Origin of the sequence: Streptomyces sp. NPDC002870 (genome assembly GCF_042888505.1) — a bacterium.
GTDB lineage: Bacteria > Actinomycetota > Actinomycetes > Streptomycetales > Streptomycetaceae > Streptomyces.
In genome coordinates this window covers 58,598-83,261 of the sequence record NZ_JBIAPW010000002.1, presented here as the reverse complement: position 1 = coordinate 83,261, position 24,664 = coordinate 58,598, and the positions used below count along the sequence as shown (strand labels likewise).

Here is a 24,664-nt window from a genome sequence, read left to right as displayed (position 1 = left end):
AGTGGATATGCATCCGATGGTGAAGCCCGCCCTCAGGCGGGCATGGCGGGAGCGGCAGACCGTGCAGTTCGGGGTGACTCCCGCGCATGCGGTGATGGTCGGCCCGGTGGACACGGCGACAGGCGCCCTGCTCGAGCTGCTGGACGGGACCCGGGGGCTTCCGCTGCTGCGCGAGGAGGCGCGGGCGATGGGGCTGCCGGATGGACAAGTGGACGCTCTGGTGAAGCGGTTGACGTCGGCCGGTCTGCTCGACGATCCGACGGCGGGCGGTCCCGCGGCCGATGCGTTACGGAACAGGGCCGGCGCTCTCGACCGGTTGCGCCCCGATCTGGCATCGCTCTCCGTTGTCCATCCGGAACCGGGCGGCGGGTCAGCGCGCCTGGCGGCCCGGCGGGCGATGCGTGTCCAGGTCCGGGGCGCGGGCCGGGTGGGCGCGACGGTCGCCGCGGTGCTGTCCGCCTCCGGGGTGGGCCGGGTCGAAGTCCTGGACGGTGGGTGTACGGAGCCTTGGGACGTGGCCCCCGGCGGGCTGCCGTCGGATGCTGTCGGTGAGCGGCGCGACGCGGCGGCCCGGCAGCTGGTGCGGCGGTGCGCGCCCGACCGCCCGCCGCGGGCCGCCGAGTCGGCGGCGGGTTCTGGCTCGGGCGAGCCCGGCCTCTCCCTGGTCGTGGTGGCGCCGCGGGACGGGCTGGCGGCTTATGCTCCCGACCCGGCAGCGGCCGAGGGCTGGATCGCCACCGGGACACCCCATCTGTACGCGGGAGTTGTGGAAGGGACCGGAGTGGTGGGCCCGCTGGTGCTGCCCGGGGGGACTGCGTGCGCCGGCTGTCTGGAGCTGGGCCTGGCGGACCGCGACCCGGGCAGGCCCAGGCTGCTCGCGCAGTGGCGCTCGGGCAGCCGCCGTAGCGCGGTGCCGGCCTGCGATGTCGCCCTGGCCGCGGCTGTGGCGGGGTTGACCGCGGCGCATGCGCTGTCGTTCCTCGACGGGGAGCTGCCCGCGAGTACAGGAGCGCGATGGGAGGCGTCACTGCCGCTGCTGGAGTGGCAGTCGGAGAGCATCAGGCCGCACCTCGACTGCCTCTGCAGCGCGGAAGGGAAGAGTGAGAGCGAGCACACCTCAGCGTTCGGGCCGCTGCACGAGACAATGGCCGGGTAACCGCCGTCAATGAAGCAATGCCGTAAGGCACACGCGGCACGGCTGTCTGGGAATTGGAGGGGCGCATGTCTGATCTTCCCCGGAAGGCGGTCACCCGGACCGCCAAGTTGGCCGCACTGCCACTGGGCTTCGCCGGGCGTGCCACTTGGGGTCTGGGCAAGCGGATCGGCGGGAAGTCCGCGGAGATCGTGGCCCGGGAACTGCAACAGCGCACAGCGGAGCAGCTGTTCAAGGTGCTCGGCGAGCTCAAGGGCGGTGCGATGAAGTTCGGGCAGGCCATGTCCGTCTTCGAGTCGGCGCTCCCCGAGGAGATCGCGGGCCCCTACCGCGCGGCCCTCACCAAGCTCCAGGACGCGGCACCCCCGATGCCGACACGCACGGTTCACGCGGTCCTGGAGGAGCGGCTGGGTGTTCAGTGGCGGGAGCTGTTCCTCAATTTCGAGGACAAGCCGTCGGCAGCCGCCTCCATCGGCCAGGTGCACCGGGCGGTGTGGCACGACGGGCGCGAGGTCGCGGTGAAGGTGCAGTACCCGGGGGCGGGGGAGGCGTTGCTGTCCGATCTGACGCAGCTCAGCCGCTTCGCCCGGTTGCTGGGCCCGCTGATCCCGGGCATGGACATCAAGCCGCTGATCGCCGAGCTCCGTGACCGGGTGTCGGAGGAGCTGGACTATGAGCTGGAGGGACAGGCACAGCGGGAGCATGCGGCGGAGTTCGCGGGCGATCCGGATGTGCTGGTGCCGGATGTGGTGCACCAGTGCGACCAGGTGCTGGTGACCGAGTGGATCGACGGGATCCCGCTGGCCGAGGTGATCGCCGACGGCACGGAAGAGCAGCGGGACCGGGCGGGCCAGTTGCTGGCCCGCTTCCTCTTCTCGGGCCCGGCCCGCACGGGGCTGCTGCACGCGGATCCGCACCCGGGAAACTTCCGGCTGCTCCCGGAGGAGGACGGCGCGGGCTGGCGGCTGGGTGTGATGGACTTCGGCACGGTGGACCGGCTGCCCGGCGGACTGCCGGCGACCATCGGCGAGTGTCTGCGGATGACGCTGGAGGGTGAGGCCGAAGGGGTCTACGAGCTGCTGTGCCGCGAAGGCTTCGTCAAGGAGGCCATAGAGCTCGACCCGGACGCGGTGCTCGAGTATCTGGTGCCGATCATCGAGCCGGCGGAGGTGGAGCAGTTCACCTTCACCCGGAGCTGGATGCGCACCCAGGCGGCCCGGATCGCCGATATCCGCTCCCCCGCTCATCAGCTGGGAAAGCAGCTCAATCTGCCGCCCTCGTATCTGCTGATCCACCGGGTGACGCTGAGCACGATCGGCGTGCTGTGCCAGCTGAACGCGACGGTGCGACTGCGGGACGAACTCGATTCATGGATGCCCGGTTTCCTGCCGGAGGACGAGGAGGACATCACGGCGGTCGAGGCGCCGGCCTGAGTCTTCGCCGCGGCGGGCCGAGCGCCACAACAGCCGGCGGTCGGCAGGAGGCGGTCGGGGGGAGACAGTCAAGGGGCTCACCACCAGGCCGAGTCGAGCCTGCCCTCGATCGCCCTGATGTTGGCGCGCGCGCAGTCGTCGCAGAAGTAGTGACGGGTGCCGTTCTCCACGGAGCAGGTCCAGGTGGGCGGTGGTCCCTCGGCGACGGCGCCGCAGTGGGAACACACGATGCTCTCGGCACCCGGCTGCGCAGGGTGAGGAGTCTGCTGCTGGTCCACGTCGTGACGATAGCCCCGTTGGGGACCAGTCGCAGGGACAACGCACCGCGGGAGCCGGTCCGTTCGGACCGGCCCCCGGGTCAGTGTGTGCTGTCAGTGCCTTGATTGCCGTCAGTGCATGACGGCCATGGCCAGTGCGCGGCGGGCACGCATCGACACGCGCTCGGCACGGCGCTGCATCCGCCGGGCGGCGACCAGGCGCACGGCCTGGCGTTCCGCGTCGGCTTCCCGCAGGCGCTCGTGCATATGCGCACGAGCCATGGCTTCTGGGATGAGTTGCATCTCACGGGTCCTGTTCTGACGCGAGGCGTTCGCGCCGATGGTGATGACGTCTGGGGTGGCGGAGCCGGACGGCTCGCTCGTGGAAGAGGTCATTGGGGCCAGCTTCTGGGGATCGTGCGTAATGGGGCGGTCGATGGTTCCGGTGCGCAGCGGGGATTTCGTCGTCCCCAGCGCGAGGGCGGTCACGCCGCGACCGGGTTCTTGCGCGGGCGACCACGCGGCCGCTTGCGGGCGACGACCACGCCCTGGACGAAGAGCTCTCCGCCCCAGACGCCCCACGGCTCACGCCGCTCCTTGGCGCCCGCAAGGCAGGCCTCCATCAGCGGGCAGGTACGGCAGAGGGACTTGGCGTACTCGACATCGGCCGGCGACTCGGCGAAGAAGACCTCCGGGTCGTAGGCGCGGCAGGGGACGGGTACGCCGAGGTTCTCGATGGCGTCGTCGAGCGCGGTGAGCGCAGTGAGCGGAGTCAAGGTGGAGTCCTCCGTGAGGGCGGGCTGGGGGATCGTCTCGGAAGGCGGTACGGACGGGGCGTGCGCTTCGAGTTGCACGGTGGTGTCGTTCCTCGTCTGGTCGGTCCGGCCTGTTGGCCGGGTGTCGGCTTGGTACCGGGTGCTTCTTGTCCCGAGGCCCCTTCGCTCTGCCCCCCGTTCGGGGAAAACAGAAGGGCCGCGGATCCCGGGTGGGGTTCCGCGGCCCTGAAGGCGCCGGCCTGATCTGGATCAGGCTGGATCACTCCAGGGTTCGAGCCCACGGAAGGCCCACATCGTGTGGTGCTGCGTCTGCTGCTTCTTGGTGCCGGCACTGGCCGCCGCAAAGGCATAGGCACGAGCCTTTGCCGCTGCTACTCCTGCTTCCAGCGCCTTGGTCGGTCGCTCATTGCGCTCCAGGACGGGGAGACCGCCCAGGCGGGACACGGGAAGCGCGGCAGAGATGCCGGACATACCGGTGCCGTTGAGCGCCGAGTTGAACGCGACGGAGAAGCCGAGCGGGCAGGTGGAGACGACCGAGCGATCGGTCACTTTGGCGGTGCTGACGAAGCTGGTCTTGATGCTGATCACTGGAATCGCCTCCTCTCGGCGTCTCGGGGACCGGCCGGGGCCGATCACGAATATTCGGATAAGTACAGCACGAGGACAGGGCTTCAGAGAAGTCGCTGTTCCCGTGGTTAAGAACCTATGGGGCTTGCTGGGGCGGGCGCAAACTATTTTCTCGACGAGTTTGTATCAGTCCTCCTCGTCGCCTCCCCCAACCTCCTGACCTGCACAGATAGCCAGCACATCGACTCCGAAACGCTCCAGCTTGCGGCCACCGACGCCGGAGATCTGGGCCAGCTCCCCCTCGCTGCCCGGCACCGCCTCTGCGATCGCCATCAGTGTCTTGTCGGTGAAGACGCAGTACGCGGGCTGGCCCAGCTCCTTCGCCTGGTCCGCACGCCAGTCGCGAAGGCGCTCGTACAACGCCTCGTCCATGTCGGAGGGACACTCCTCACAGCGCATCAGCTTCATCTCGCCCGCATCGGTGAGCGTCTTGCCGCAGACCCGGCACAGCACAGGGCCTCGCCGCTTGCGGCGGCCGCCGCTGCCGCGCTCGATGCCGCCGGCGCCGCCCGCCGCACCGCGTGCGCCGGGTGTCACGGAGCCCGGCCGCATCCCGTTCAGGAAGCGGGTGGGCCGACGGGAGGCGCGGCCGCCCGGTGAGCGGGACAGCGCCCAGGAGAGGCAGAGATGGAGCCGGGCGCGGGTGACGCCGACATAGAGAAGCCTGCGCTCCTCCTCGACCTGTTCGTCGGTCTTGGCGTAAGTGATCGGCATCATGCCCTCGGTGAGGCCGACCAGGAACACTGCGTCCCACTCCAGGCCCTTCGCCGAGTGCAGCGAGGCGAGGGTGACGCCCTGGACGGTGGGTGCGTGCTGGGCCGCGGCGCGCTCGTCCAGCTCGGCCACCAGATCGCCGAGGCTCGCGTCCGGCTTGACCCGTACGTAGTCCTCGGCGAGGCGGACCAGCGCGGCAAGGGACTCCCAGCGGTCGCGCACCGCTCCCGAACCGGCGGGCGGCTCGGTGGTCCAGCCCTTGGTGGAGAGCACAGCCCGGACCTGGGAGGGGAGATTCTCGGCATCGTCGAGCAGGGGGTCGTTGCCACCTGCGCGGGCCGCACCGCGCAGGGCGACGCCCGCCTCACGTACCTCCTGGCGGTCGAAGAAGCGCTCGGCGCCGCGCAGTTGGTACGGGACTCCGGCGTCGGCGAGCGCCTGCTCGTAGACCTCCGACTGGGCGTTGATCCGGTAGAGCACGGCGATCTCGCCGGCCGGGACGCCCGCGGCGATCAGGTCGCGGATACGGCGGGCGGTGCCCTCGGCCTCGGCCGGTTCGTCCGCGTACTCGGTGTAGGCGGGGTCGGGGCCGGCCGCGCGCTGCGAGATCAGTTCGAGGCGGTGCTCGGCGGCGCGGCCGTGGGCCTGGCTCAACAGGCCGTTGGCGAGGTGGACCACCTGGGGGGTGGAGCGGTAGTCACGGACCAGCTTGACGACGGTCGCACTGGGGTGGCGGGTGCGGAAGTTCAGCAGGTGGTCGGGGGTGGCGCCGGTGAAGGAGTAAATCGTCTGGCTGGCGTCGCCGACGACGCAGAGGCTGTCGCGGTCGCCGAGCCACAGGTCGAGCATCCGCTGCTGGAGCGGGCTGACGTCCTGGTACTCGTCCACCACGAAGTGCTGGTACTGGCGGCGGATCTGGTCGGCGATGTCGTGCCGGTCCTGGAGGATGCCGACCGTGAGGAGCAGGACGTCCTCGAAGTCGATCACCGAGCGGTCGCGCTTGAGCTGCTCGTACATCCCATAGATCTGGCTGACCTCGGCCGGGTCGCGCGGGGCGTCGCGGTGCGACTTGGCGACCTCGGCCGGGTAGTCCGCGGGCACGGTCTGGGTGACCTTGGCCCACTCGATCTCGCTCGTGACGTCCCGCAGCTCATTGCGGTCGAGCCGGATACGGCAGCGGGCCGCGGCCTCGGCGACCAGCTGGATCTTGCGCTCCAGGAGGCGGGGCAGCTCGCCGCCGACCGCTTTCGGCCAGAAGAAGTGGAGCTGGCGCAACGCGGCCGAGTGGAACGTACGCGCCTGGACGCCGCCCGCGCCGAGCTGGCGCAGCCGGCCGCGCATCTCGCCCGCGGCGCGGTTGGTAAAGGTGACGGCCAGCACACTGGCGGGCTGGAGTATGCCCGCGCGCACTCCGTACGCGATGCGGTGGGTGATCGCGCGCGTCTTGCCCGTGCCGGCTCCTGCCAGCACACACACCGGACCGTGCAGGGCGGTCGCCACTTCGCGCTGCTCGGGGTCGAGCCCGTCGAGCACCGCGTCCGCCGACTCGGGGACCTGCGGGAAAAGAGAGGAGTGCGTTGCTGCTGTCACACCGCCATGCTGCCAGGTCGGCAGAGATGGGTGCGGCCGTTGTCCACAGGGGGCCGGGGGTGGTCGTACTAATGCGGGAATGGCGGCCATGTCACGTACGTTCTACGGCGTGCGAACACGCATCGAGCATGCACGGAGCACGCGTCGATGCGAACTCGCATGACTGAGACGAACGAGACGGACGAGACAGAGGAGCGCGAGAAACGATGCAGGGGACTGTGACGATGTACAGCACCACGTGGTGCGGCTACTGCCGTCGGCTGAAGAGCCAGATGGACCGCGAAGGCATCACGTACAACGAGATCAACATCGAGCAGGACCCGCATTCCGCGGCCTTCGTCGAGAAGGCCAACGGGGGCAACCAGACCGTCCCGACCGTGCTCTTCGCGGACGGTTCGACGCTGACCAACCCCTCGCTGGCCCAGGTCAAGCAGAAGATCGGCGTCTGAGCGGGGGACCGCTCAGCCCACATCTCCGGGCTTCGGCAACGGCTTGCCGTACCAGAGTTCGATCAGGCGGGCCGCAATCGAGATCCCATAGGGAGGCAGCACCTCCCCGGACTCGAATGCGGCCCGCAGGTCTTCCCGGGAGAACCAGCGCGCCTCGTGGATCTCTTCGCCGTCGACGTCGATCTCGGAGGACGTCGCCCGCGCCATGAAGCCGAGCATCAGGCTGGACGGGAAGGGCCAGGGCTGGCTGGCGATGTACTCGACCTCGCCGACCGTGACGCCCGCCTCCTCGAAGACCTCGCGGCGCACCGACTGCTCGATCGACTCGCCCGGTTCGACGAAGCCCGCCAGCGTGGAGAAGCGCCCCTCCGGCCAGTGCACCTGGCGGCCCAGCAGCGCGCGGTCCTCCTCGTCGGTGACGAGCATGATCACGGCGGGGTCGGTACGAGGGTAGTGCTCGGCCCCGCATGCCTGGCAGCGGCGGATGTGGCCCGCGGCCGCGATGACCGTGCGCTCGCCGCAGCGTGAACAGAAGCGGTGCAGTCGCTGCCAGTTCTCCAGTGCGACGGCGTGCACCAGCAGTCCCACGTCGCGCGGGGAGAGCAGCAGTCCGGCCTCGCGCAGACCCGCGGGGCGGGCCGACTGGTCCATGCGGCCGGGCAGGGCGTCCTTCTGCAGCGCGAAGTAGCGCACGCCGTCTTCGTCGGTTCCGAGGAAGTAGCGGTGGGTCTCGGTGACGGGGGCCTCGAAGGCCGGGGTCATGACCAGTTCGGTGCGGCCGTCGGGGGTGTCGTCGACCAGCGCCTGGCCGCCCGAGACCACGAAGACCCGGGTCGTCGGGTGGCTCCACGCCGCCGCCAGCCAGGCCTCGTCGAGGCGGTGGTGCGCCTCGCGGTCGATGCCGCTCGACGCGGTGAGGCCGATCGGCGCGGTGAGATCGATCGGGCGGTGTGTGGTGCCGTTGGCAGTGGTGCTCACAGGTAATTCCAACTCCCCCGGGTGGATTGGGTGGCAGTTCAGTGGAGGGCGGCGGCGAGGTCGCCCCAGAGGTGGGCCGTCGTCTCCACACCCTTGATGAGCAGGTCCAGTTCGACCTTCTCGTTGGGCGCGTGCCAGCCGTCGGACGGTACGGAGATGCCCAGGAAGAGCACGGGAGCCGCCAGTACGTCCTGAAGATCCGCAGCGGGGCCCGACCCGCCCTCGCGGGTGAAGCGGATCTTCCGCCCGTCGAAGGCGCGGCTCATCGCCCGTACGACCGACTGCAGGGCCGGGTGGTCCAGCGGCGTCAGACAGGGGCGGGTCGAGGCGCCGAAGGTGATCTCGTGGCGGATACCGGCCGGCACCTGGGCCGCGACCCAGTCGGCGACCGCCTGCTCGATCTTCTCCGGGTCCTGGCCGGCGACAAGACGGAACGTGAGCTTCAGCTGGGCGGACGACGGAATGATCGTCTTGCCGCCTGGGCCCTGGTAGCCGCCGCCGATGCCGTTGAGTTCGGCCGTCGGGCGGGCCCAGATGCGCTCCAGCGTGGAGTAGCCGGCTTCGCCGAGCGTGGCGTACGACTTGGCGGTGCTCAGCCAGGACGCCTCGTCGAAGGGGAGCTCGGCGAACAGCTCGCGCTCGGCGTCCGTGAGCGGCGCGATGCCGTCGTAGAAGCCGGGGATGGTGACGTGTTCGTCGGCGTCGTGCAGCGCCGCGACGAGACGGGCGGCGACGGTGGCCGGGTTGGGCACCGCGCCGCCGAACGAACCGGAGTGGATGTCCTGGTCGGGGCCGTACAGCGCGATCTCGCAGTCGGCGAGGCCGCGCATGCCGGTGCAGACGGTGGGGGTCGTCTCGGACCACATGCCGGTGTCGGACACGATCACCGTGTCGGCGGCGAGGCGGGCGGCGTTCGCCTCGACCAGGGCGCGGAAGTTCGGCGATCCCGACTCCTCCTCGCCCTCGATCAGCAGCTTGAGACCGACCGCGGGGGCGGTGCGTCCGGTGGCGGCGAGGTGGGCCCGCACGCCCAGGGTGTGGAAGAAGACCTGCCCCTTGTCGTCCGCCGCGCCGCGCCCGTACATCCGGCCGTCGACGATCTGCGGCTCGAAGGGGTCCGTGTGCCAGCCGTCCTCACGGGCGGCGGGCTGGACGTCGTGGTGGCCGTAGACCAGGACGGTCGGTGCATCCGGGTCGCCGGAGGGCCATTCGGCGAAGACCGCGGGGGCGCCGGGGGTGGGCCAGACCTCGGTGACCGGGAAGCCGGTCTCCTTGAGCTTGGCCGCGAGCCAGTCGGCACTGCGCCGGACGTCCGCGGCGTGGTCGGGCTGGGCCGACACGGACGGGATACGCAGCCAGTCGGCGAGGTCGTCGAGGAAGGCGCCGCGGTGCTGCTCTATGTAGGTACGGACGGCGCTGTCCGGGGTGTCGCTCATGCACCTGAGCCTAACGGGCGCGGATGACTGTCTCGTCGGCCGTCTCGCCGAGCAGGATGCGCTCGAGCTCGGCCCGGGCCGGGAGAGGGTGGGGGCGGACGGTCTCTCCGGTGCGTACATACACGAACGCGGCGTTGACGGCTTCAAGGGGGAGGTCGTGCTGCTCGGCCCAGGCGAGTCGGTAGATGGCGAGCTGGAGCGGGTCGGCGGTGTGTGTGCGGCTGGTCTTCCAGTCGACGATTTCGTACGCCCCAGTCGTCTCGTCTGCCGACCCCGCGGCCGTCTCGTCGCGGTAGACGGCGTCGATACGGCCGCGGATCACGCGGCCCGCGAGGGTGAGCTGGAACGGGGACTCCACGCGGTAGGGCGTGCGCCGGGCGTACGGCGTGCGCTCGAACGCCTCCTTGAGCGCGGCCAGATCACGCTCGTCCGCGATCTCGGGTTCGTCGGCGTCACCGCCGGGGAGCTCGTCCGGGCCGAGCATGGGGAGCGGGAGCTCCTCGAATCGCGACTCCACCCAGGCGTGGAACCGGGTGCCTCTGCGGGCCGCGGGTTGCGGAGGGCGCGGCATGGGGCGGGCCAGCTCCTGCGCGAAGCCGTCGGGGTCGGCGGCGAGGCGCATGAGCTGGGAGGCGGAGAGTGACGGGGGCAGGGTGACGTCGCGGACACTCGCGCGGCTACGGCGGAGCTCACCGGCGAGGGCGTCGAGGTCGCGGTCCCAGGAGGCGATGGTGCGGACGTCTTCGGGGGTGGCCGCCTCAAGAGCGTCGGGTTCGCGGCGCTGGTGCGGCAGGGCGGCCGCCGCGTCGTCCGGAAGGTCCGGCTCGTCCCAGGGGTCGTCCCAGTCCGGCTCTTCAGGCTCCGGGTGGGGCTCGTACGGCTCGGGCGGGGGCTCTGCCGCCTCGGCCGGGATCTCCTCCGCCTCGCGCGGGATCTCCTCCGCCTCGGAGAGGAGCTTCTCCGGCTGGCGCGGGAACTCCCCCGGCTCGGACAGGAGCCTCTCCGGCTCGTCCAGATACGCCAGCACCGTGTCGGCCGCGGCGCGGCGGCGCGTCAGCGAAGTCGCGTCCAGCGGCAGCGGCCAGGCCTGGTCCGCCGTCGTTTCGCGCAGATGCGGGTTCTCCGCGTCCTCCTCCGGTTCGTCCGCCCAGACCTCGGTCTCGCCGAAGCCCTCCGCGCAGTGGTCGTACAGCGCCTGCAGGAACAGCGAGGGGCCGCGGCGGCGCTTCTGCGTCGGCCCCCACCAGTGGGCCGAGCCCAGGAGCAGGGAGCGGGGACGGGTGAAGGTGACGTAGCCGAGGCGCAGTTCCTCCGTGTGCTGGTGGTCCTTCATCGCGTCCTTGAAGGACTTGAGGCCCTTCGCGTCCCAGGACTCGACGGAGGGAAGGGTGGCCGCGTCGCCCCGCAGCGCGTGCGGCAGGACCTTGGACTGGGAGGTCCAGGCCTCGCGCGCCTGGTCGTTCGGGAAGTGCTTGGCGACCAGGCCGGGGACCGCGACCACGTCCCATTCCAGGCCCTTGGACTTGTGGGCGGTCAGCACCTTCACGGTGTTCTCGCCGCCCGGAAGGGCGTTGTCCAGGCCCTTCTCGTACTGCGCGGCCGTACGCAGGAAGGCGAGGAAGGCCAGCAGCGTGGCCTCCCCGTCCAGTGCCGCGAAACCGGCCGCCGTGTCAAGGAAGTTGGCGAGGGTCTCGCGGCGGCGGGCGGCCAGGGCGTTCGGGGACGCGGAGAGTTCGACCTCGAGGCCGGTGGTGGACAGGACGCGGTGCAGGACGTCCATCAGCGGGTCGGCCAGGGAGCGGCGCAGGTCGCGCAGTTCGGCGGCGAGGCGGGCGAAACGGACGCGGGCCTCCGCCGAGAAGGGGAGGTCGTCGTCCTCCCAGCCCGCCGACTCCAGGAACGTGTCCAGCGCGTCGGCGAGCGAGATGACCTCGGCCGGGTCGACGCCCTCGACGGCCGCGGCCAGCCGCTCGTCCGGATCCGTCCCGTCGGACGAGGCGCGGTGCACCAGCAGCCGGGCCCGGCGGCCCAGCAGGGCGAGGTCACGCGGGCCGATCCGCCAGCGCGGTCCGGTGAGCAGACGTACAAGAGACGCGTTGGCCCCCGGGTCCTGCAGGACCTCACACATCGCGACCAGGTCGGCGACCTCGGGCAGGTGGAGCAGCCCGGACAGGCCGACGACCTCGACCGGGACGTCCCTTGCGACCAGTGCGCTCTGGATCTCCGGGAAGTCGCCCGCCGTGCGGCACAGGACCGCGATCTCTCCGGGTTCCTTGCCCGTACGCACCAGGTGGGCGATCGAGTCGGCGAGCCACTCGATCTCCTCAGCGTGAGTGGGGAGGAGAGCGATACGGACGGACCCGTCGCGCTCGGCGCCGGGGGCGGACCGCAGCGCCTCGACGCCCTCGTGCATGGCGCGCAGCGGGGCCGCCAGGCCATTGGCGAGGTGCAGCAGCCGACCGCCGCTGCGGCGGTTTTCGCTGAGGGAGAAGCGAGTCGCTGGGCTGCCGTCGGGGTACGCGAAGTGCGCCGGGAAGTCGTCGAGGTTGGCGACGGAGGCCCCCCGCCAGCCGTAAATCGCCTGGCAGGGGTCGCCGACCGCGGTCACGGCATGACCGGTGCCCTGACCGAACAGGCCGGACAGAAGCAGCCGTTGGGCCACCGACGTGTCCTGGTACTCGTCGAGCAGCACGACCCGGAACTCGTCCCGCAGGATGTCCCCGACCTCGGGCCTGGTGAGCGCGAGTTCGGCGGAGAGCGCGATCTGGTCGCCGAAGTCGAGGAGATCGCGGGCGCGCTTGGCCTCGCGGTAACGGACGGTCAGATCGAGCAGCTCAAGGCGGGCCGCGGCCGCCTCGGGCACCTTGCGCAGTTCAGCGTTGCTCAGCCGGGCGCTCTCCAGGGTGCGCAGCAGTTCGGAGTCGTACGCGCCGAGCTGCTCGGGACGTACGAGATGCTCCGCGAGCTCCGCGTCAAGCGCCAGCAGATCGCTGACCAGGGACGGAAAGGACCTGGTGAGCGAGGGGTACGGGCCCGGCGCCTCGCGCAGCACCCGCGCGGCGAGCTGGTAGCGGGTGGCGTCGGCGAGCAGGCGCGCGGTCGGCTCCAGGCCTATCCGCAGCCCGTGGTCGGTGAGGAGCTGACCGGCGAAGGCGTGGTACGTGGAGATGCGCGGCTCGCCGGGCGGGTTGTCCGGATCGATGACGTCGGGGTCCGTCACCCCCGCCCTCACGAGTGCCTTGCGGACGCGATCGGCGAGCTCCCCCGCCGCCTTGTTGGTGAAGGTGAGGCCGAGGACCTGCTCGGGAGCGACCTGGCCGGTCCCCACGAGCCACACCACCCGCGCGGCCATCACCGTCGTCTTCCCCGAGCCGGCTCCGGCCACGATCACCTGCGGGGCGGGCGGCGCGGTGATGCAGGCCGTCTGCTCCGGGGTGAAGGGGATGCCGAGGAGCTCCTTGAGCTGCTCGGGGTCGGTGATGCGTGGGGTCACCTCAGAGAGGCTAACGGGGACCACTGACATTGATGCTGATACTCAGGTTCCGGTGGTCCCCGACGGCCTCAACCGCCTCGGGCGGCCTCCGGACTCGACTCGGCCTCGGTCTCTCGGACTCGGACTCGACTCGGCCTCGGGCTCTCGGACTCGGACTCGGACTCGGACTCGGACTCGGACTCGGACTCGGACTCGGGGAGCGTCAGGCGCCGGAGCCGGAGCCCGTGCCGAAACCGAAGCCGAAACCGAAGCCGAGACCGAAGCCGAGACCGAGCCCGGAGCCGGTGTCAGCGTCGGTGTCGGTGCCGGACCCGGGGCCCGCGCTCAGGCCGGTGCCCAGCTTCTCCAGGTCGACGACCTGGTTGGCCGGCGGGGCTACGGCCCTGACCGGCTTGTTGAAGTCGGAGAAGGTCATCGTGCCGGGCCCGTCACCGCCGACCCTGACGACCCTGATGAGGTAGGGCTCGCCCTTCTTGGCCACGTGCATGGTGATCGTTTCGCCGCCGGGATTCTTCTTCACGAGGGTCGTCGTGGGCAGAGAGTTGACCTCGGCGTCAGGCCCCTTGGTCATCCCCTGACGGTCCGACGTGTTCTTGTCCCTCTCGGCGAGCATGGCCTTGAGGTCACAGACCCCGCCCATGGCCTTCGCGCTGCCCGGCGGCATCTTGATCCAGCGGTCCTTCACCAGCTCGACGACGCTTTCGCCGTCTGCGCCGGGCGAGCCGCTCTCGCTGAGCGAGGCACGCCAGAATTTCTCGTCGCCCTTCATGTACAGGACCTTGTTGACCTGGCGCAGCTCGGCGATTCCGCCGCCGAAGCCCAGCCTGCCCGTACATGCGCCCTTGTTGTCCACAGCGAGGTCCACGGACGTCCGCTCGCCGGCGCTGTTGACCTGACCCGCCATCCGCAGGGACCCGGCTGCCTGTGTGGCCGCGACGGCCCTGCCCGCGATCTGATCGGCGGTCAGACCGGCGAGGTCGGCGGGTGCCGTGCTGGTGACGGCCGCCGGTTCCTGCGCCCTGTCCCGCTGCTCCTGCTCCCTCTCCTCCTGCTCCACGGAGGCGCTCTTGGCCTTGATGCCGCCATCGTCGGAGCAGCCCGCCAGCGCAGCGATCGCGGTCACGGTCGAGAAGACCACCGCCGTAACCAACGACTTCCGTTTGGCCGCCATGTGTCTCCCCTTGCAGGTCCGCGTATCGCCTTGTCGCCATTCATTGGATGCAAGCAAATGCGGCAATGCGCGACAAAACACCGCTCATTCCACTATTTGGCGGCCTTCGGGCTGGGCGCTGCACGACGAACGGAACGTGCAGTGGGTGCAGTGCTGCCCGGCGCTCGGGGTGAAGCGCTCGTCGAGTACGCGGCCGGCGGCGGTGGCCAGCAGCTCGCCGACCCACTCCCCCGCGAGCGGCGCCTGCGCCTGGATCCTGGGAAGGTCGTCACCGCCCTCCTTCTTGGCGGCGGCCTGGCGCAGCTGTACGAGCTCGGCGCCGCCGGGCTCGGGGCGGCGGCCGTCGAAGGCCTCGTCCAGGGCGCCTTCACGCACGGCGAGCTGGTAGACGGCCAGTTGAGGATGCCGGGCGACCTCGTCCCGGGTCGGCGTCTGCTTGCCGGTCTTGAAGTCGACGACGTACGCGCGTCCTTCGGCGTCCTGCTCGACGCGGTCCATGGAGCCTCGGATCCGCACCTCGTACTCACCGGCCTCCAGGGTCACGTCGAAGTCGTGCTCGGTCGCGGCGGGGGCTCGGCCGCCGCGGTCCATGACGTGCCAGCGCAGGAAGCGTTCGAGCGCCACGCGCGCGTGCTCCTTCTCCTGCTGCGACTTCCATGGGGCGTCGAAAACGAGCGCGCTCCAGACGGAGTCGAGCCGCTCCATGAGAACGGCCAGGTCGGCGGGGGTCTGTCCGGAGGCGACCTCGTCCGCGAGCACGTGAACGACGTTGCCGAATCCCTGGGCGGCCGTTGCGGGGGCGTCCGCCTTCACCTCGCGGCCCAGGAACCACTGGAGCGCGCAGGTGTTGGCCAGCTGGTCCAGTGCGCTGCCGGAGAGGGTGACGGGCTGGTTCCGGTCCCGCAGGGGGAGCCGGCTGTGGGTCGGCTCGTACAGGCCCCACCAGCGGTAGGGGTGCGCGGCGGGCACGAGCGGCTGGCCCTCGTCGTCGGCGAGCGCGGCGAGGCGCGCGAGACGGCGTGCGGCGGCGTCGCGCAGCGCGGGTGTCGCCTGCGGGTCCACGGTGGTGGCGCGCAGCTCGGCGACGAGCGCGGCGACGGCGAGGGGGCGGCGGGGACGGCCGGTGATGTCCTTGGGTTCGACGCCGAGTTCGGTGAGGAATCGGGAAGGCTGGTCGCCGTCGTCGGCTGGTGCCTTGACGGCGGTGACGACGAGGCGGTCGCGGGCGCGGGTGGCGGCGACGTAGAAGAGCCGGCGTTCCTCGGCGAGGAGGGCGCCGGGGGTGAGGGGCTCGGCGAGCCCGTCGCGCCCGATCCTGTCCGCTTCCAGGAGCGAGCCCCGCCGTCGCAGATCTGGCCACAGACCTTCCTGTACGCCGGCGACGACGACGAGGCTCCATTCGAGGCCCTTGGACCGGTGGGCGGTCATCAGGCGTACGGCGTCGGGGCGGGTGCTTCTCCCGGCCAGGGTGTCGGCGGCGATGTCCTGGGCCTCGATCTCCTCGAGGAAGTTGAGGGCGCCGCGGCCGCCGGTGCGCTCTTCGGCACGGGCGGCGGTCTCGAAGAGGGCGCAGACGGCGTCGAGGTCGCGGTCGGCGTTGCGTCCGCCCGCGCCGCCGCGAAGAGCCGCGCGTTCGAGGCGCTGCGGCCAGGGGGTGCCGGCCCACAGCTCCCACAGCGCCTCTTCGGCGGTACCGCCGCCCTCGAGGAGCTCACGCGCCTTGCGCAGGAGCGCGCCGAGCCGCTGCGCGCCTCGGGCGTACGCCGGGTCGTGCGCGACGAGGCGCTCGGGCTCGGCGAGGGCGCGGGCGAGGAGCTGGTCGGAGGGCGGGGGTACGCGATTGCCGCCGGCGCGCTCCTCGTCGCGGAGGGCACGGCCGAGGCGGCGGAGATCGGCCGCGTCCATACCGCCGAGGGGGGAGGCTAGGAGGGTGAGGGCCGTCTCTGTGCCGAGCCATGGGGTGGTGGGGTTGTCGTCACCCTCCCCCGCAGAGTCGGCCCTCGCTGTGTCGCCACCCGCAGTGTCGCCCCCCGCAGTGTCGGCGGACTGCGCCCTCTGCGGCTGCGTCGCCGCCGTAGCCACCGCGCGCAATGCCGTCAGCAGCGGGGACACCGCAGGTTCGTGACGCAGGGGGACGTCGTCGCCGTCGATTTCCAGGGGTACGCCCGCCGACGTCAGGGCGCGGCGGACCGAGGGGATCGTGCGGCCGCCGGCGCGGACCAGGACTGCCATGTCGTGCCAGGGAACGCCGTCCTCCAGGTGGGCCCGGCGCAGGATGTCCGCGATGTTGTCCAGTTCCGTGGAAGCCGTCGGACAGGTGTACGTCTCGACCCGGCCTCCCTCCCGGACGGCGCCCAGCTCCCGGTGCGCCCGGACCTTCTCCGACGGGAGCCGGGGCAGGGGCATCCGGCGGGTCAGCAGCCGAGTCGCCGTCAGCAGGTGCCCGCCACTGCGCCGGGACGTCGTCAGGACCGCCACGTCCGCCGGGCTGCCGTTCGCGTGCCGGAAGGCGTCGGGGAAATCGAGGATGCCGTTCACATCCGCGCCGCGGAAGGCGTAGATCGACTGGTCCGGATCGCCGAACGCGACCAGCGTGCGGCCCTGACCGGCCAGCGCCTGGAGCAGCTGTACCTGGGCCGGGTCGGTGTCCTGGTACTCGTCCACGAACACCGCGTCGTAGGGGAAGTCGTAAGGCGAGGCGACCCGCTGGGCCAGCAGCACCGCCCGATGCACCAGTTCCGCGTAGTCGAGCACCCCCTGCATGTCCAGGACGTCCAGATACTCGGCGAGGAAGGACGCGGCCGCCCCCCAGTCGGGGCGGCCGGTACGGGCCGCGAAACGGGCCAGCGAATCGGGTCCCAGGCCCAGCTCACGGCTCCGGGCGAGCACCGCCCGCACCTCGTCGGCGAAGCCACGCGTCGTCAGGCACGCCCGCAGCTCGTCCGGCCAGTGGTTGCGCGCCAGCCCCTCGGCCTCCAGATCGAGCTGGCCCGTCAGCAGCTCCCGTACGGCGACGTCCTGCTCGGGACCCGACAGCAGCCGCAGCGGCTCGGAGAACAGATCGGCGTCCTGGTGAGCACGGACCAGTGCATAACAGAAGGAGTGGAAGGTCGTCGCCTGCGGCCCCTGCGCGCCGCCGAGCCGCAGCGCCATCCGGTCGCGCAGTTCCACCGCCGCCCTGCGGCTGAAAGTGAGCACCAGGATCCGCTCCGGATCCGTCCCCTTGGCCACCCGCGCGGCGACCGCCTCCACCAGCGTGGTGGTCTTGCCGGTGCCCGGACCTGCCAGAACGAGCAGCGGACCGTGATCGTGGTCAACCACAGCGCGCTGACTTGCGTCCAGGAGAGGGGGATCCACGCGGCCCGGCGGGGTACGCACCAGTCGGTACGCGCCCGGGGTCCTCCCCCTACGCCCCTGCGGGCGTGGGGGGACCCCCTGCCGTACCTGTTGCTGGTACGGCGTACGCCCGGTGGTGGAGGAGGAGCTCACGTGGATCGCCGGTCCTGGTGGGTGTGCTGGTGGTGATGGAGCGGTTCGTGCCGCGCGCTGACGACGCTACGCCAGCGCGCTACCGCGACGCAGCGAGTCCGGCGCGCACTCCGTACGGTCGTCGGAGCGCCCGTGCGACCGCCGAATGGCGGAAGCTGTCATATGTGAGCGCTGTCGCCGGCACCACCGCCGCCGTCCCATCGTGCGCGCTTCATGTCGAGGCGCGGCACGTGGCTCTGGGCGCTGCGCGCTGCCTCGCGCAAGGGCGTCCCCTCCGTGCGGTAGTGCTCCAGGGCGCTCAGCTCATGGCCGGGCAGCAGCGCGCCGTCCGAGCGCACGACGCGCCACCAGGGCACGCCGCCGCCGTACAGGGACATCGCGCGGCCGACCTGGCGGGGGCCGCCCTCACCGAGCCACTCGGCGATGTCGCCGTACGTCATCACCCGGCCCGGCGGGATCAGCTCGGCGACCTCGAGCACCCGCTCCGCGTACTCCGGCAGCTCTTCCATCCGACCCATCCTGCCGTACGCCACCGACAACGCCCCGGACAGCCGGACCCGAGGGGCAAAGGGGCGTATCCTGCCCGCCTCACGCCCCCGCGATGCACCCTGATGCCCCCCTCTGTCGGCGGGCCGTGCCACCATCATGCGGGCGGTGACTGGTGATACGAGATCAAGAAGAGACCGAGACGGCGAAGGAGCAGGGCGTGCAGCCTCCTCAGGCGGCGAGCACCCCTGAGTCCGAGCCGTACCCGGACGCGCCCGTTTCGCAGGAGTCTGCCGGCGCCCCCAAGGGGAGGAAGGAAGCGGCGGACGAAGCCACTGAGACGGCCCGGGACACCGCCGCTGACATAGACGTCGACAGGGCCCCGGACGCGGCCACGGACGATGCCTCAGCCAAAGCCACGGACAAGGCCCAGGACACAGCCGAGGACAAAGGCGCCGACAAAGCCACCGAAGGCACCGAAGCCACCGAAGGCAGCGGCAAAGCCGCGGACGGAACCGCAGACGCCTCGGGCAACGCCGGCGTCGACAGGGTCTCGGGGGACGAGCCGCTGCTCGCCGCCCGCGTTCACCGCCCCTCCGACCTGCTGCGCCTGCTCATCGGCATCCTCGCGATCGCCGTCGTACTCGCCATCGCCGCCTTCGCCCACGGCACCACATCCGGCCTCGAGCAGGACATCAACAAGGGCACCGGACAGGCCCCCGACCTCTTCGTCAAGATCGCCGGTCTGGTCTCCAGCATCGCCGTGCTGCTCGTCCCGGTCGCCTTCGCGATCGAGCGGCTGATCAAACGCGACGGGCTGCGGATCGCGGACGGCGTCCTCGCCGCCGTACTCGCGCACGGCGCCACCCTCGCCACCGACCTCTGGGTCGCCAGGGCCGCGCCCGGCCCCCTCCAGGAGGCGCTGACCCAGGCGCAGACCGGCGGCGGGCTGACCGACCCCGTCCACGGCTATCTCGCGCCCGTCATCGCGTACATGACGGCCGTCGGCATGTCCCGCAGACCCCGCTGGCGCGTGGTCCTGTGGGTGGTTCTGCTGCTCGACGCCTTCGCGATGCTGGTCGCCGGCTACACCACCCCGTTCTCGATCATCCTCACCGTGCTGCTCGGCTGGACAGTCGCCTACGGCACTCTGTACGCCGTCGGCTCGCCGAACGTACGGCCCACCGGCCAGACCCTGCTGGCCGGTCTGCGCCACGTCGGCTTCCGCCCTGTCACCGCCATGCGCGCCGAGGAAGTTCCCGACTCCGCAGAGCCTAGCGACCGCGGCCGCCGCTACCAGGTCACGCTGGAGGAGGGCGCGCCGCTCGATGTCACCGTCGTCGACCGCGAGCAGCAGGCACAGGGCTTCTTCTACCGGGTGTGGCGCCGGCTGACGCTGCGCTCCATCACCACCCGCCGCTCAATCCCGTCCCTGCGCCAGGCCCTGGAGCAGGAGGCGCTGCTCGCGTACGCGGCGATCGCCGCCGGTGCCAACGCGCCCAAGCTGATCGCCACATCGGAGCTCGGTCCGGACGCCGTGATGCTGGTGTACGAGCACCTGGGCGGCCGGTCCCTCGACTCCATGGCGGACGAGGAGATCACCGACGACGTGCTGCGCGGGGCCTGGCGGCAGGTGCAGGCGCTGCAATCGAGGCGTATCGCGCACCGGCGGCTGACCGGCGACGCGATTTTGGTGGATCGTTCCGGCAAGGTGATCGTGACCGATCTGCGCGGCGGCGAGATCGCGGCGGGCGACGTGGTGCTGCGGATGGACATCGCGCAGTTGCTCACCACGACCGGGCTGCGGGTCGGCGCCGAGCGTGCGGTGGCCACCGCCGTGGAGGTGCTCGGCCCCGACAAGGTCGCCGACTGTCTGCCGCTGCTCCAGCCGATCGCGCTGAGCCGCTCGACCCGGGCGACCCTGCGCAGGCTCGCCCGCGAGCGGTCGCATCGTGAGCGGGAGGCGGTGCTGGAGGCGTCCGCGGCCGCCAGGCGCGCCCGTACGGAAGAGACGGAGGAGGCGGCGGTCGACGACCGCAAGGCCGTCCGCAAGACCGAACGGGCGGAGAAGCAGGCCGACAAGAAGGCCATGGACGAGGCCATGGACGAGGTGCGCGAGGAGGATCTGCTCTCCCAGATCCGCCGGCAGATGCTGCTGATCAGGCCGCAGGCGCCGGTCGAGCCGGTCCGCCTGGAGCGGATCAGGCCGCGTACGCTCGTCAGCTTCATCGCCGGCGCGGTCGCCGCGTACTTCCTGCTCTCGCAGCTCGCCGGCATCGACTTCGGCACGGTCTTCGCCCGGGCCCACTGGGGCTGGGTGGCGGCCGCCGTCGCCTTCTCCGTACTCAGCTACTTCGCGGCGGCGATGAGCCTGCTGGGCTTCGTGCCCGAGCGGGTGTCGTTCTTGCGGACCGTCGTCGCACAGGTCGCCGGGTCCTTCGTCAAGATCGTCGCTCCGGCGGCGGTCGGCGGCGTGGCGCTGAACACCCGCTTCCTGCAGCGTTCGGGAGTACGTCCCGGCCTCGCGGTGGCCAGTGTCGGCGCGTCCCAGCTCTTCGGGCTCGGCGCGCACATCATGCTGCTGCTCGCCTTCGGCTATCTGACCGGTACGGAGCGGACGGCGTCGTTCACCCCGTCCAGGACAGTGATCGCGGGTCTGCTGACGGTCGCCGTGCTGGTGCTGGTGGTGACCGCGATCCCGTTCCTGCGGAAGTTCGTCTCGACGAGGCTGCGCTCGCTGTTCGCCGGGGTGGTGCCGCGCATGCTCGACGTACTGCAGAGGCCGATGAAGCTGCTCACCGGCATCGGCGGGATGCTGCTGCTGACCGGTGTGTTCGTGATGTGCCTGGACGCTTCGATCCGGGCCTTCGACGGCGGCAACCAGCCGTTGAGCTACGCGAGCATCGCCGTGGTCTTCCTGGCGGGCAACGCGCTGGGCTCGGCGGCCCCGACGCCGGGCGGTGTGGGCGCGGTCGAGGGTGCGCTGACCTTCGGTCTGATCGTGGCCGGGGTACCGAAGGAGGTCGCGGCGCCGGCGGTGCTGCTGTACCGCCTGATGACGCTGTGGCTGCCGGTGCTGCCGGGGTGGTTCGCCTTCAGCCACCTGACCCGCAAGGGCGCTCTGTAACGCCGGGGGGCCGTCCGGGTAATGCCGGGGCCGTCCGGCTGTCGCCGCGCCCGGAAGGCATGCTCGCCCCGCGCCGCCCGTCTGCCCCGGCCACCCGTCCTGCCCCGGCCGCCCGTCCCGCGCCACCCGTCCCGTCCCGCGCCACCCGCATGGACCGCCGCCCGCGCGCCGCGCGCCCCCGCGGCGCACCATGGCGGCATGCCGACCTCTTCCGCGGCCGTCCGCACCACCGCTCTGCGCACCACCGCCCTGCGCGCCGCCGCACTCGCCACCTCCGCCGCCGTGCTGCTGACGGCCGCCGGCTGTTCCGGCAGCGGAGACAAGGGCGATGAACCGGGCGAGGAGCGGGCGAAGGATCTCGCCTCGCAGACGCTGGACTGGCAGAAATGCCCGCCGCCCTCGGAGGCGGAGGGCGGCGGGCCCGCGCCTTCGCCGCTGCCCGGCGGCATCGCCTGGGAGTGCGCCTTCATGGACGCCCCGCTCGACTACGACAAGCCGGACGGCGACACCATCGAGCTTGCCCTCATCCGGGCGAGGGCCCGCGACACGAGCAAGCGGATCGGCTCGCTGATCTTCAACTTCGGCGGCCCCGGCGGCTCCGGGGTCGCCAACCTGCCCGCCGCCGCCCCGGACTACGCCGCCCTGCACACCCGCTACGACCTGGTCAGCTTCGACCCGCGCGGGGTGGGCCGCAGCGCGGCTGTGGAGTGCGAGGACGACAAGCAGCTCGACGCGTACTTCGCCCAGGACTGGACGCCCGACGACACCGCAGAGGAGAAGACGTACACGAACAACCTGAAGACCTTCGCCGGGGCCTGCGAGAAGAACTCCGGCGAGCATCTGCCGTACGTCGGCACCACCAACGCCGCCCGCGACATGGACCTGATGCGCCAGGTACTCGGCGACGACAAGCTCTACTACTTCGGCATCTCGTACGGCACCGAACTGGGCGGCGTCTACGCCCACTTGTTCCCGACGAAGGTCGGCCGGGCGGTCTTCGACGCCGTCGTCGACCCGACCAAGAACTACGAACAGGGCTCGCTCGGCCAGGCGAAGGGCTTCCAGCTGGCCCTGACCAACTTCGCCCAGGACTGCGTGGACCGCGGCGAAGAGTGCCTGCTGCCCGGCACCACGGCGCAGGAGATCCAGGACTGGATCATCGCGATGCTCAACGAGCTCGACAAGAAACCGATCGCCGGCATCGGCGACCGGAAACTGACCCAGAGCCAGGCCACCAACGGAATCGCGCAGGCTCTGTACTCCAAGGAGTACTGGGAGTTTCTGGAACAAGGTCTCGACGAGGCCGACGGCGGCAACGGCGCCCTGCTGCTCGCCCTCTCCGACTCGATGAACGGGCGCAGCGAGAACGGCCACTACAGCAACCTCTCGGCGGCCAACGCGGCCATCAACTGCGTCGACTCCAAGGACCGCTGGTCCCTGGCGCAGACGAAGGCGAAGCTGCCGGAGTTCCGCAAGGTGTCGCCCGTCTTCGGCGACTACCTCGGCTGGGGCCTGATGGGCTGCACCGAGTGGCCAGTGCCCGGCACCTGGCACACACCCGACGTGTCCGCGCCCGGCGCGCCGCCCATCGTCGTCATCGGCACCACCGGCGACCCGGCGACCCCGTACGAGGGCGCGCGGGCGATGGTCAACGCCCTCGGCAAGGGCGTCGGTGTGGAGGTCACGTACCGGGGCGAGGGCCATGGCGCCTACAACGGCGGCAACAAGTGCGTGCAGCAGGCCGTGAACGTCTACCTCCTCGAGGGCAAGGCGCCCGCTGCCGGGACGGTCTGTCAATAGGCCCGCATAGGATGCCGAAAGAATCTTCGAAGCCTTGGGGGGCACGGGATGACCATGCGGGTACGGGCGGGGGCCCTTACCGCGGCCGCGCTGCTCCTGGCCGGGGCGGCCGTCGGCTGTGACAGTGGTACGGACAGGGCGGCGGCCGACGGCAAGAACGCCGCCAAGCCCTCGGCGTCCAGGGCTGCCCCGGGCAAGGCCGCGCCGAGCAGGCCGGGTGAGGCGGCCCTGCCCGCCGCCCTCACCGGCCAGCAGCTGGACTGGAAGCGCTGCAAGGCCCCCGTCAAGGCCCGTGGCAGCTACGCACGGACGCCGGGCAAGGAATGGCAGTGCGCCCTGCTCAAGGCCCCGCTCGACTACCAGAGGCCGGCGGGCGAGACGATCGGGATCGCCCTGATCCGCGCCAAGGCACTCGACGCGGACAAGCGGATCGGCTCGCTGCTCTTCAACTTCGGCGGCCCCGGCGGCTCGGGTGTGGCCGGACTGCCCGGCTCGGCAGACGGCTTCAAGAAGCTGAACAGCCGCTACGACCTGGTCAGTTTCGACCCGCGCGGGGTTGCGGAGAGCGCCGCGGTGGTCTGCCGTGACAGCAAGCAGTCGGCGGCCTCGTTCCGGCTGGACTTCACCCCGGACACACCCGCGGAGGAGAAGGCGTACCTCGAAGACTCCACCGCCTTCGGCGCGGGCTGCGCAAGCAAGTCGGGCAAGGTGCTGCCGCACGTCGGCACCGCGAACGCCGCCCGCGACATGGACCTGATACGCCAGGTCCTCGGCGACGACAAGCTGCACTACCTGGGCTTCTCGTACGGCACCGAACTGGGCGGCGTCTACGCCCACTTGTTCCCGGAGCGGGTCGGACGCCTCGTCCTGGACGCTGTGGTGGACCCCTCCGCCGACTACCCGGGGCACTCGCGCAACCAGGCCCTCGGCTTCCAGCGCGCCCTGGAGAACTACTTCAAGAGCCGCGGCATCGGCGCGAAGGACGGCACCGCGCGCGTGGTGAAGCTGCTCGACGAGCTCGACCGCAAGCCCCTGCCCACCACGCAGGGCCGCACGCTCACCCAGAGCCTCGCGCTCACCGGCATCATCAGGCCGCTGTACTCCGAGGACGAGTGGCCGTACCTGACCAAGGCCCTCGACGAGGCCGAGAAGGGCGACGGGAGTCGGCTGCTGATGTCGGCCGACTCGTACAACGGCCGTGACGAGGACGGCAGTTACAGCACGCAGGATCACTCGCAACGCGCCATATCGTGCGCGGACACCACGGGACGGGTGACGGCCGCCGAGGTCAAGTCCCGCCATCTGGCCGAGTTCACGAAGGTGTCGCCGGTCTTCGGCCCGTATCTGGCCTGGGACCTGGCGGGCTGGTGCGCGAACTGGCCGGTGACCGGCGAGTGGGAGACTCCCGAAGTCGCCGCACAGGGCGCGGCCCCGATCCTGGTCGTCGGCACCACGGGCGACCCGGCGACTCCGTACGAGGGCGCGAAGAAGATGGCGGACGAGCTCGGCGCGGGTGTCGGCGTGCTGCTCACCAACAAGGGCGAGGGCCACGGCGCGTACGGGAACGGGGCGTGCGTGACCGGGACGGTGGACGCGTATCTGCTGGACGGCAAGGTCCCGGCGAACGGCAAGACCTGCGGATAGCTGCCCGCGCCAGCGCGAAGGCCCTGGACCGGCGTTCCGGT

Annotated in this window: 17 protein-coding genes; 6 read left to right on the top strand and 11 right to left on the bottom strand. The window is 71.2% G+C overall.

What is annotated here, in order from left to right:
• The first annotated feature begins 7 nt into the window (after positions 1-7).
• Together ACFYWY_RS02820 and ACFYWY_RS02815 are read left to right on the top strand one after the other, a co-directional pair.
• Positions 8-1,156 carry a ThiF family adenylyltransferase gene (locus tag ACFYWY_RS02820; protein ID WP_389178634.1) on the top strand — a complete coding sequence of 383 codons (1,149 nt, stop codon included), beginning with the start codon at positions 8-10 and terminating at the stop codon, positions 1,154-1,156.
• A gap of 65 nt (positions 1,157-1,221) precedes the next feature.
• Positions 1,222-2,586, top strand: coding sequence for an ABC1 kinase family protein (locus ACFYWY_RS02815; RefSeq protein ID WP_389178631.1), 1,365 nt, complete (start codon positions 1,222-1,224; stop codon positions 2,584-2,586).
• Between the two features lie 77 nt (positions 2,587-2,663).
• Here ACFYWY_RS02815 and ACFYWY_RS02810 read toward each other — a convergent pair whose 3' ends face one another.
• The 5 genes from ACFYWY_RS02810 to ACFYWY_RS02790 all read right to left on the bottom strand — a co-directional run bounded on the left by ACFYWY_RS02810 (position 2,664) and on the right by ACFYWY_RS02790 (position 6,640).
• Positions 2,664-2,864, bottom strand: coding sequence for a hypothetical protein (locus tag ACFYWY_RS02810; RefSeq protein WP_307661257.1), 201 nt, complete (start codon positions 2,862-2,864; stop codon positions 2,664-2,666).
• Between the two features lie 111 nt (positions 2,865-2,975).
• Entirely contained in the window at positions 2,976-3,239 is a 264-nt protein-coding gene (locus tag ACFYWY_RS02805) for a hypothetical protein (protein ID WP_389179552.1), read from the bottom strand.
• A gap of 89 nt (positions 3,240-3,328) precedes the next feature.
• Positions 3,329-3,697 carry a WhiB family transcriptional regulator gene (locus ACFYWY_RS02800; protein ID WP_389178628.1) on the bottom strand — a complete coding sequence of 123 codons (369 nt, stop codon included), beginning with the start codon at positions 3,695-3,697 and terminating at the stop codon, positions 3,329-3,331.
• Positions 3,698-3,868: 171 nt separating this feature from the next.
• On the bottom strand, positions 3,869-4,207 hold the full coding sequence (locus tag ACFYWY_RS02795; protein WP_389178625.1) for a hypothetical protein: 339 nt from the start codon (positions 4,205-4,207) through the stop codon (positions 3,869-3,871).
• 165 nt (positions 4,208-4,372) lie between these two features.
• Positions 4,373-6,640 carry an ATP-dependent DNA helicase UvrD2 gene (locus tag ACFYWY_RS02790; RefSeq protein WP_389178622.1) on the bottom strand — a complete coding sequence of 756 codons (2,268 nt, stop codon included), beginning with the start codon at positions 6,638-6,640 and terminating at the stop codon, positions 4,373-4,375.
• 116 nt (positions 6,641-6,756) lie between these two features.
• Between ACFYWY_RS02790 and ACFYWY_RS02785 the strand changes: the two genes are divergently transcribed.
• The gene (locus ACFYWY_RS02785) at positions 6,757-6,999 is read left to right on the top strand and encodes a mycoredoxin (protein ID WP_307661262.1); all 243 of its coding nucleotides are present in this window, start codon (positions 6,757-6,759) and stop codon (positions 6,997-6,999) included.
• Between the two features lie 12 nt (positions 7,000-7,011).
• Here the strand turns inward: ACFYWY_RS02785 and nudC are convergent, their stop codons facing one another.
• The 6 genes from nudC to ACFYWY_RS02755 form a co-directional block, all read right to left on the bottom strand.
• The gene (nudC, locus tag ACFYWY_RS02780; protein ID WP_389178619.1) at positions 7,012-7,977 is read right to left on the bottom strand and encodes an NAD(+) diphosphatase; all 966 of its coding nucleotides are present in this window, start codon (positions 7,975-7,977) and stop codon (positions 7,012-7,014) included.
• Positions 7,978-8,015: 38 nt separating this feature from the next.
• Complete coding sequence (locus ACFYWY_RS02775; RefSeq protein WP_389178616.1) at positions 8,016-9,413, bottom strand: dipeptidase; 1,398 nt, start codon at positions 9,411-9,413, stop codon at positions 8,016-8,018.
• 10 nt (positions 9,414-9,423) lie between these two features.
• Positions 9,424-12,906 (bottom strand): ATP-dependent helicase, encoded by a 3,483-nt coding sequence (locus tag ACFYWY_RS02770; protein WP_389178613.1) that lies wholly within the window; start codon positions 12,904-12,906, stop codon positions 9,424-9,426.
• A gap of 202 nt (positions 12,907-13,108) precedes the next feature.
• Positions 13,109-14,077, bottom strand: coding sequence for a hypothetical protein (locus tag ACFYWY_RS02765; RefSeq protein ID WP_389178611.1), 969 nt, complete (start codon positions 14,075-14,077; stop codon positions 13,109-13,111).
• Positions 14,078-14,161: 84 nt separating this feature from the next.
• Entirely contained in the window at positions 14,162-17,566 is a 3,405-nt protein-coding gene (locus ACFYWY_RS02760) for an ATP-dependent helicase (protein WP_389178608.1), read from the bottom strand.
• Positions 17,567-17,724: 158 nt separating this feature from the next.
• Positions 17,725-18,084 carry an MGMT family protein gene (locus tag ACFYWY_RS02755; RefSeq protein WP_389178605.1) on the bottom strand — a complete coding sequence of 120 codons (360 nt, stop codon included), beginning with the start codon at positions 18,082-18,084 and terminating at the stop codon, positions 17,725-17,727.
• Positions 18,085-18,272: 188 nt separating this feature from the next.
• Here ACFYWY_RS02755 and ACFYWY_RS02750 point away from each other — a divergent pair, with 188 nt between their 5' ends.
• From ACFYWY_RS02750 to ACFYWY_RS02740, 3 genes are all read left to right on the top strand, one after another.
• A complete protein-coding gene (locus ACFYWY_RS02750) occupies positions 18,273-21,179 on the top strand; it encodes a lysylphosphatidylglycerol synthase domain-containing protein (RefSeq protein ID WP_389178602.1) in 2,907 nt (968 codons plus the stop codon).
• Positions 21,180-21,377: 198 nt separating this feature from the next.
• Positions 21,378-22,979, top strand: coding sequence for an alpha/beta hydrolase (locus ACFYWY_RS02745; RefSeq protein ID WP_389178599.1), 1,602 nt, complete (start codon positions 21,378-21,380; stop codon positions 22,977-22,979).
• A gap of 48 nt (positions 22,980-23,027) precedes the next feature.
• Entirely contained in the window at positions 23,028-24,623 is a 1,596-nt protein-coding gene (locus tag ACFYWY_RS02740) for an alpha/beta hydrolase (protein WP_389178596.1), read from the top strand.
• Positions 24,624-24,664: the final 41 nt, after the last annotated feature.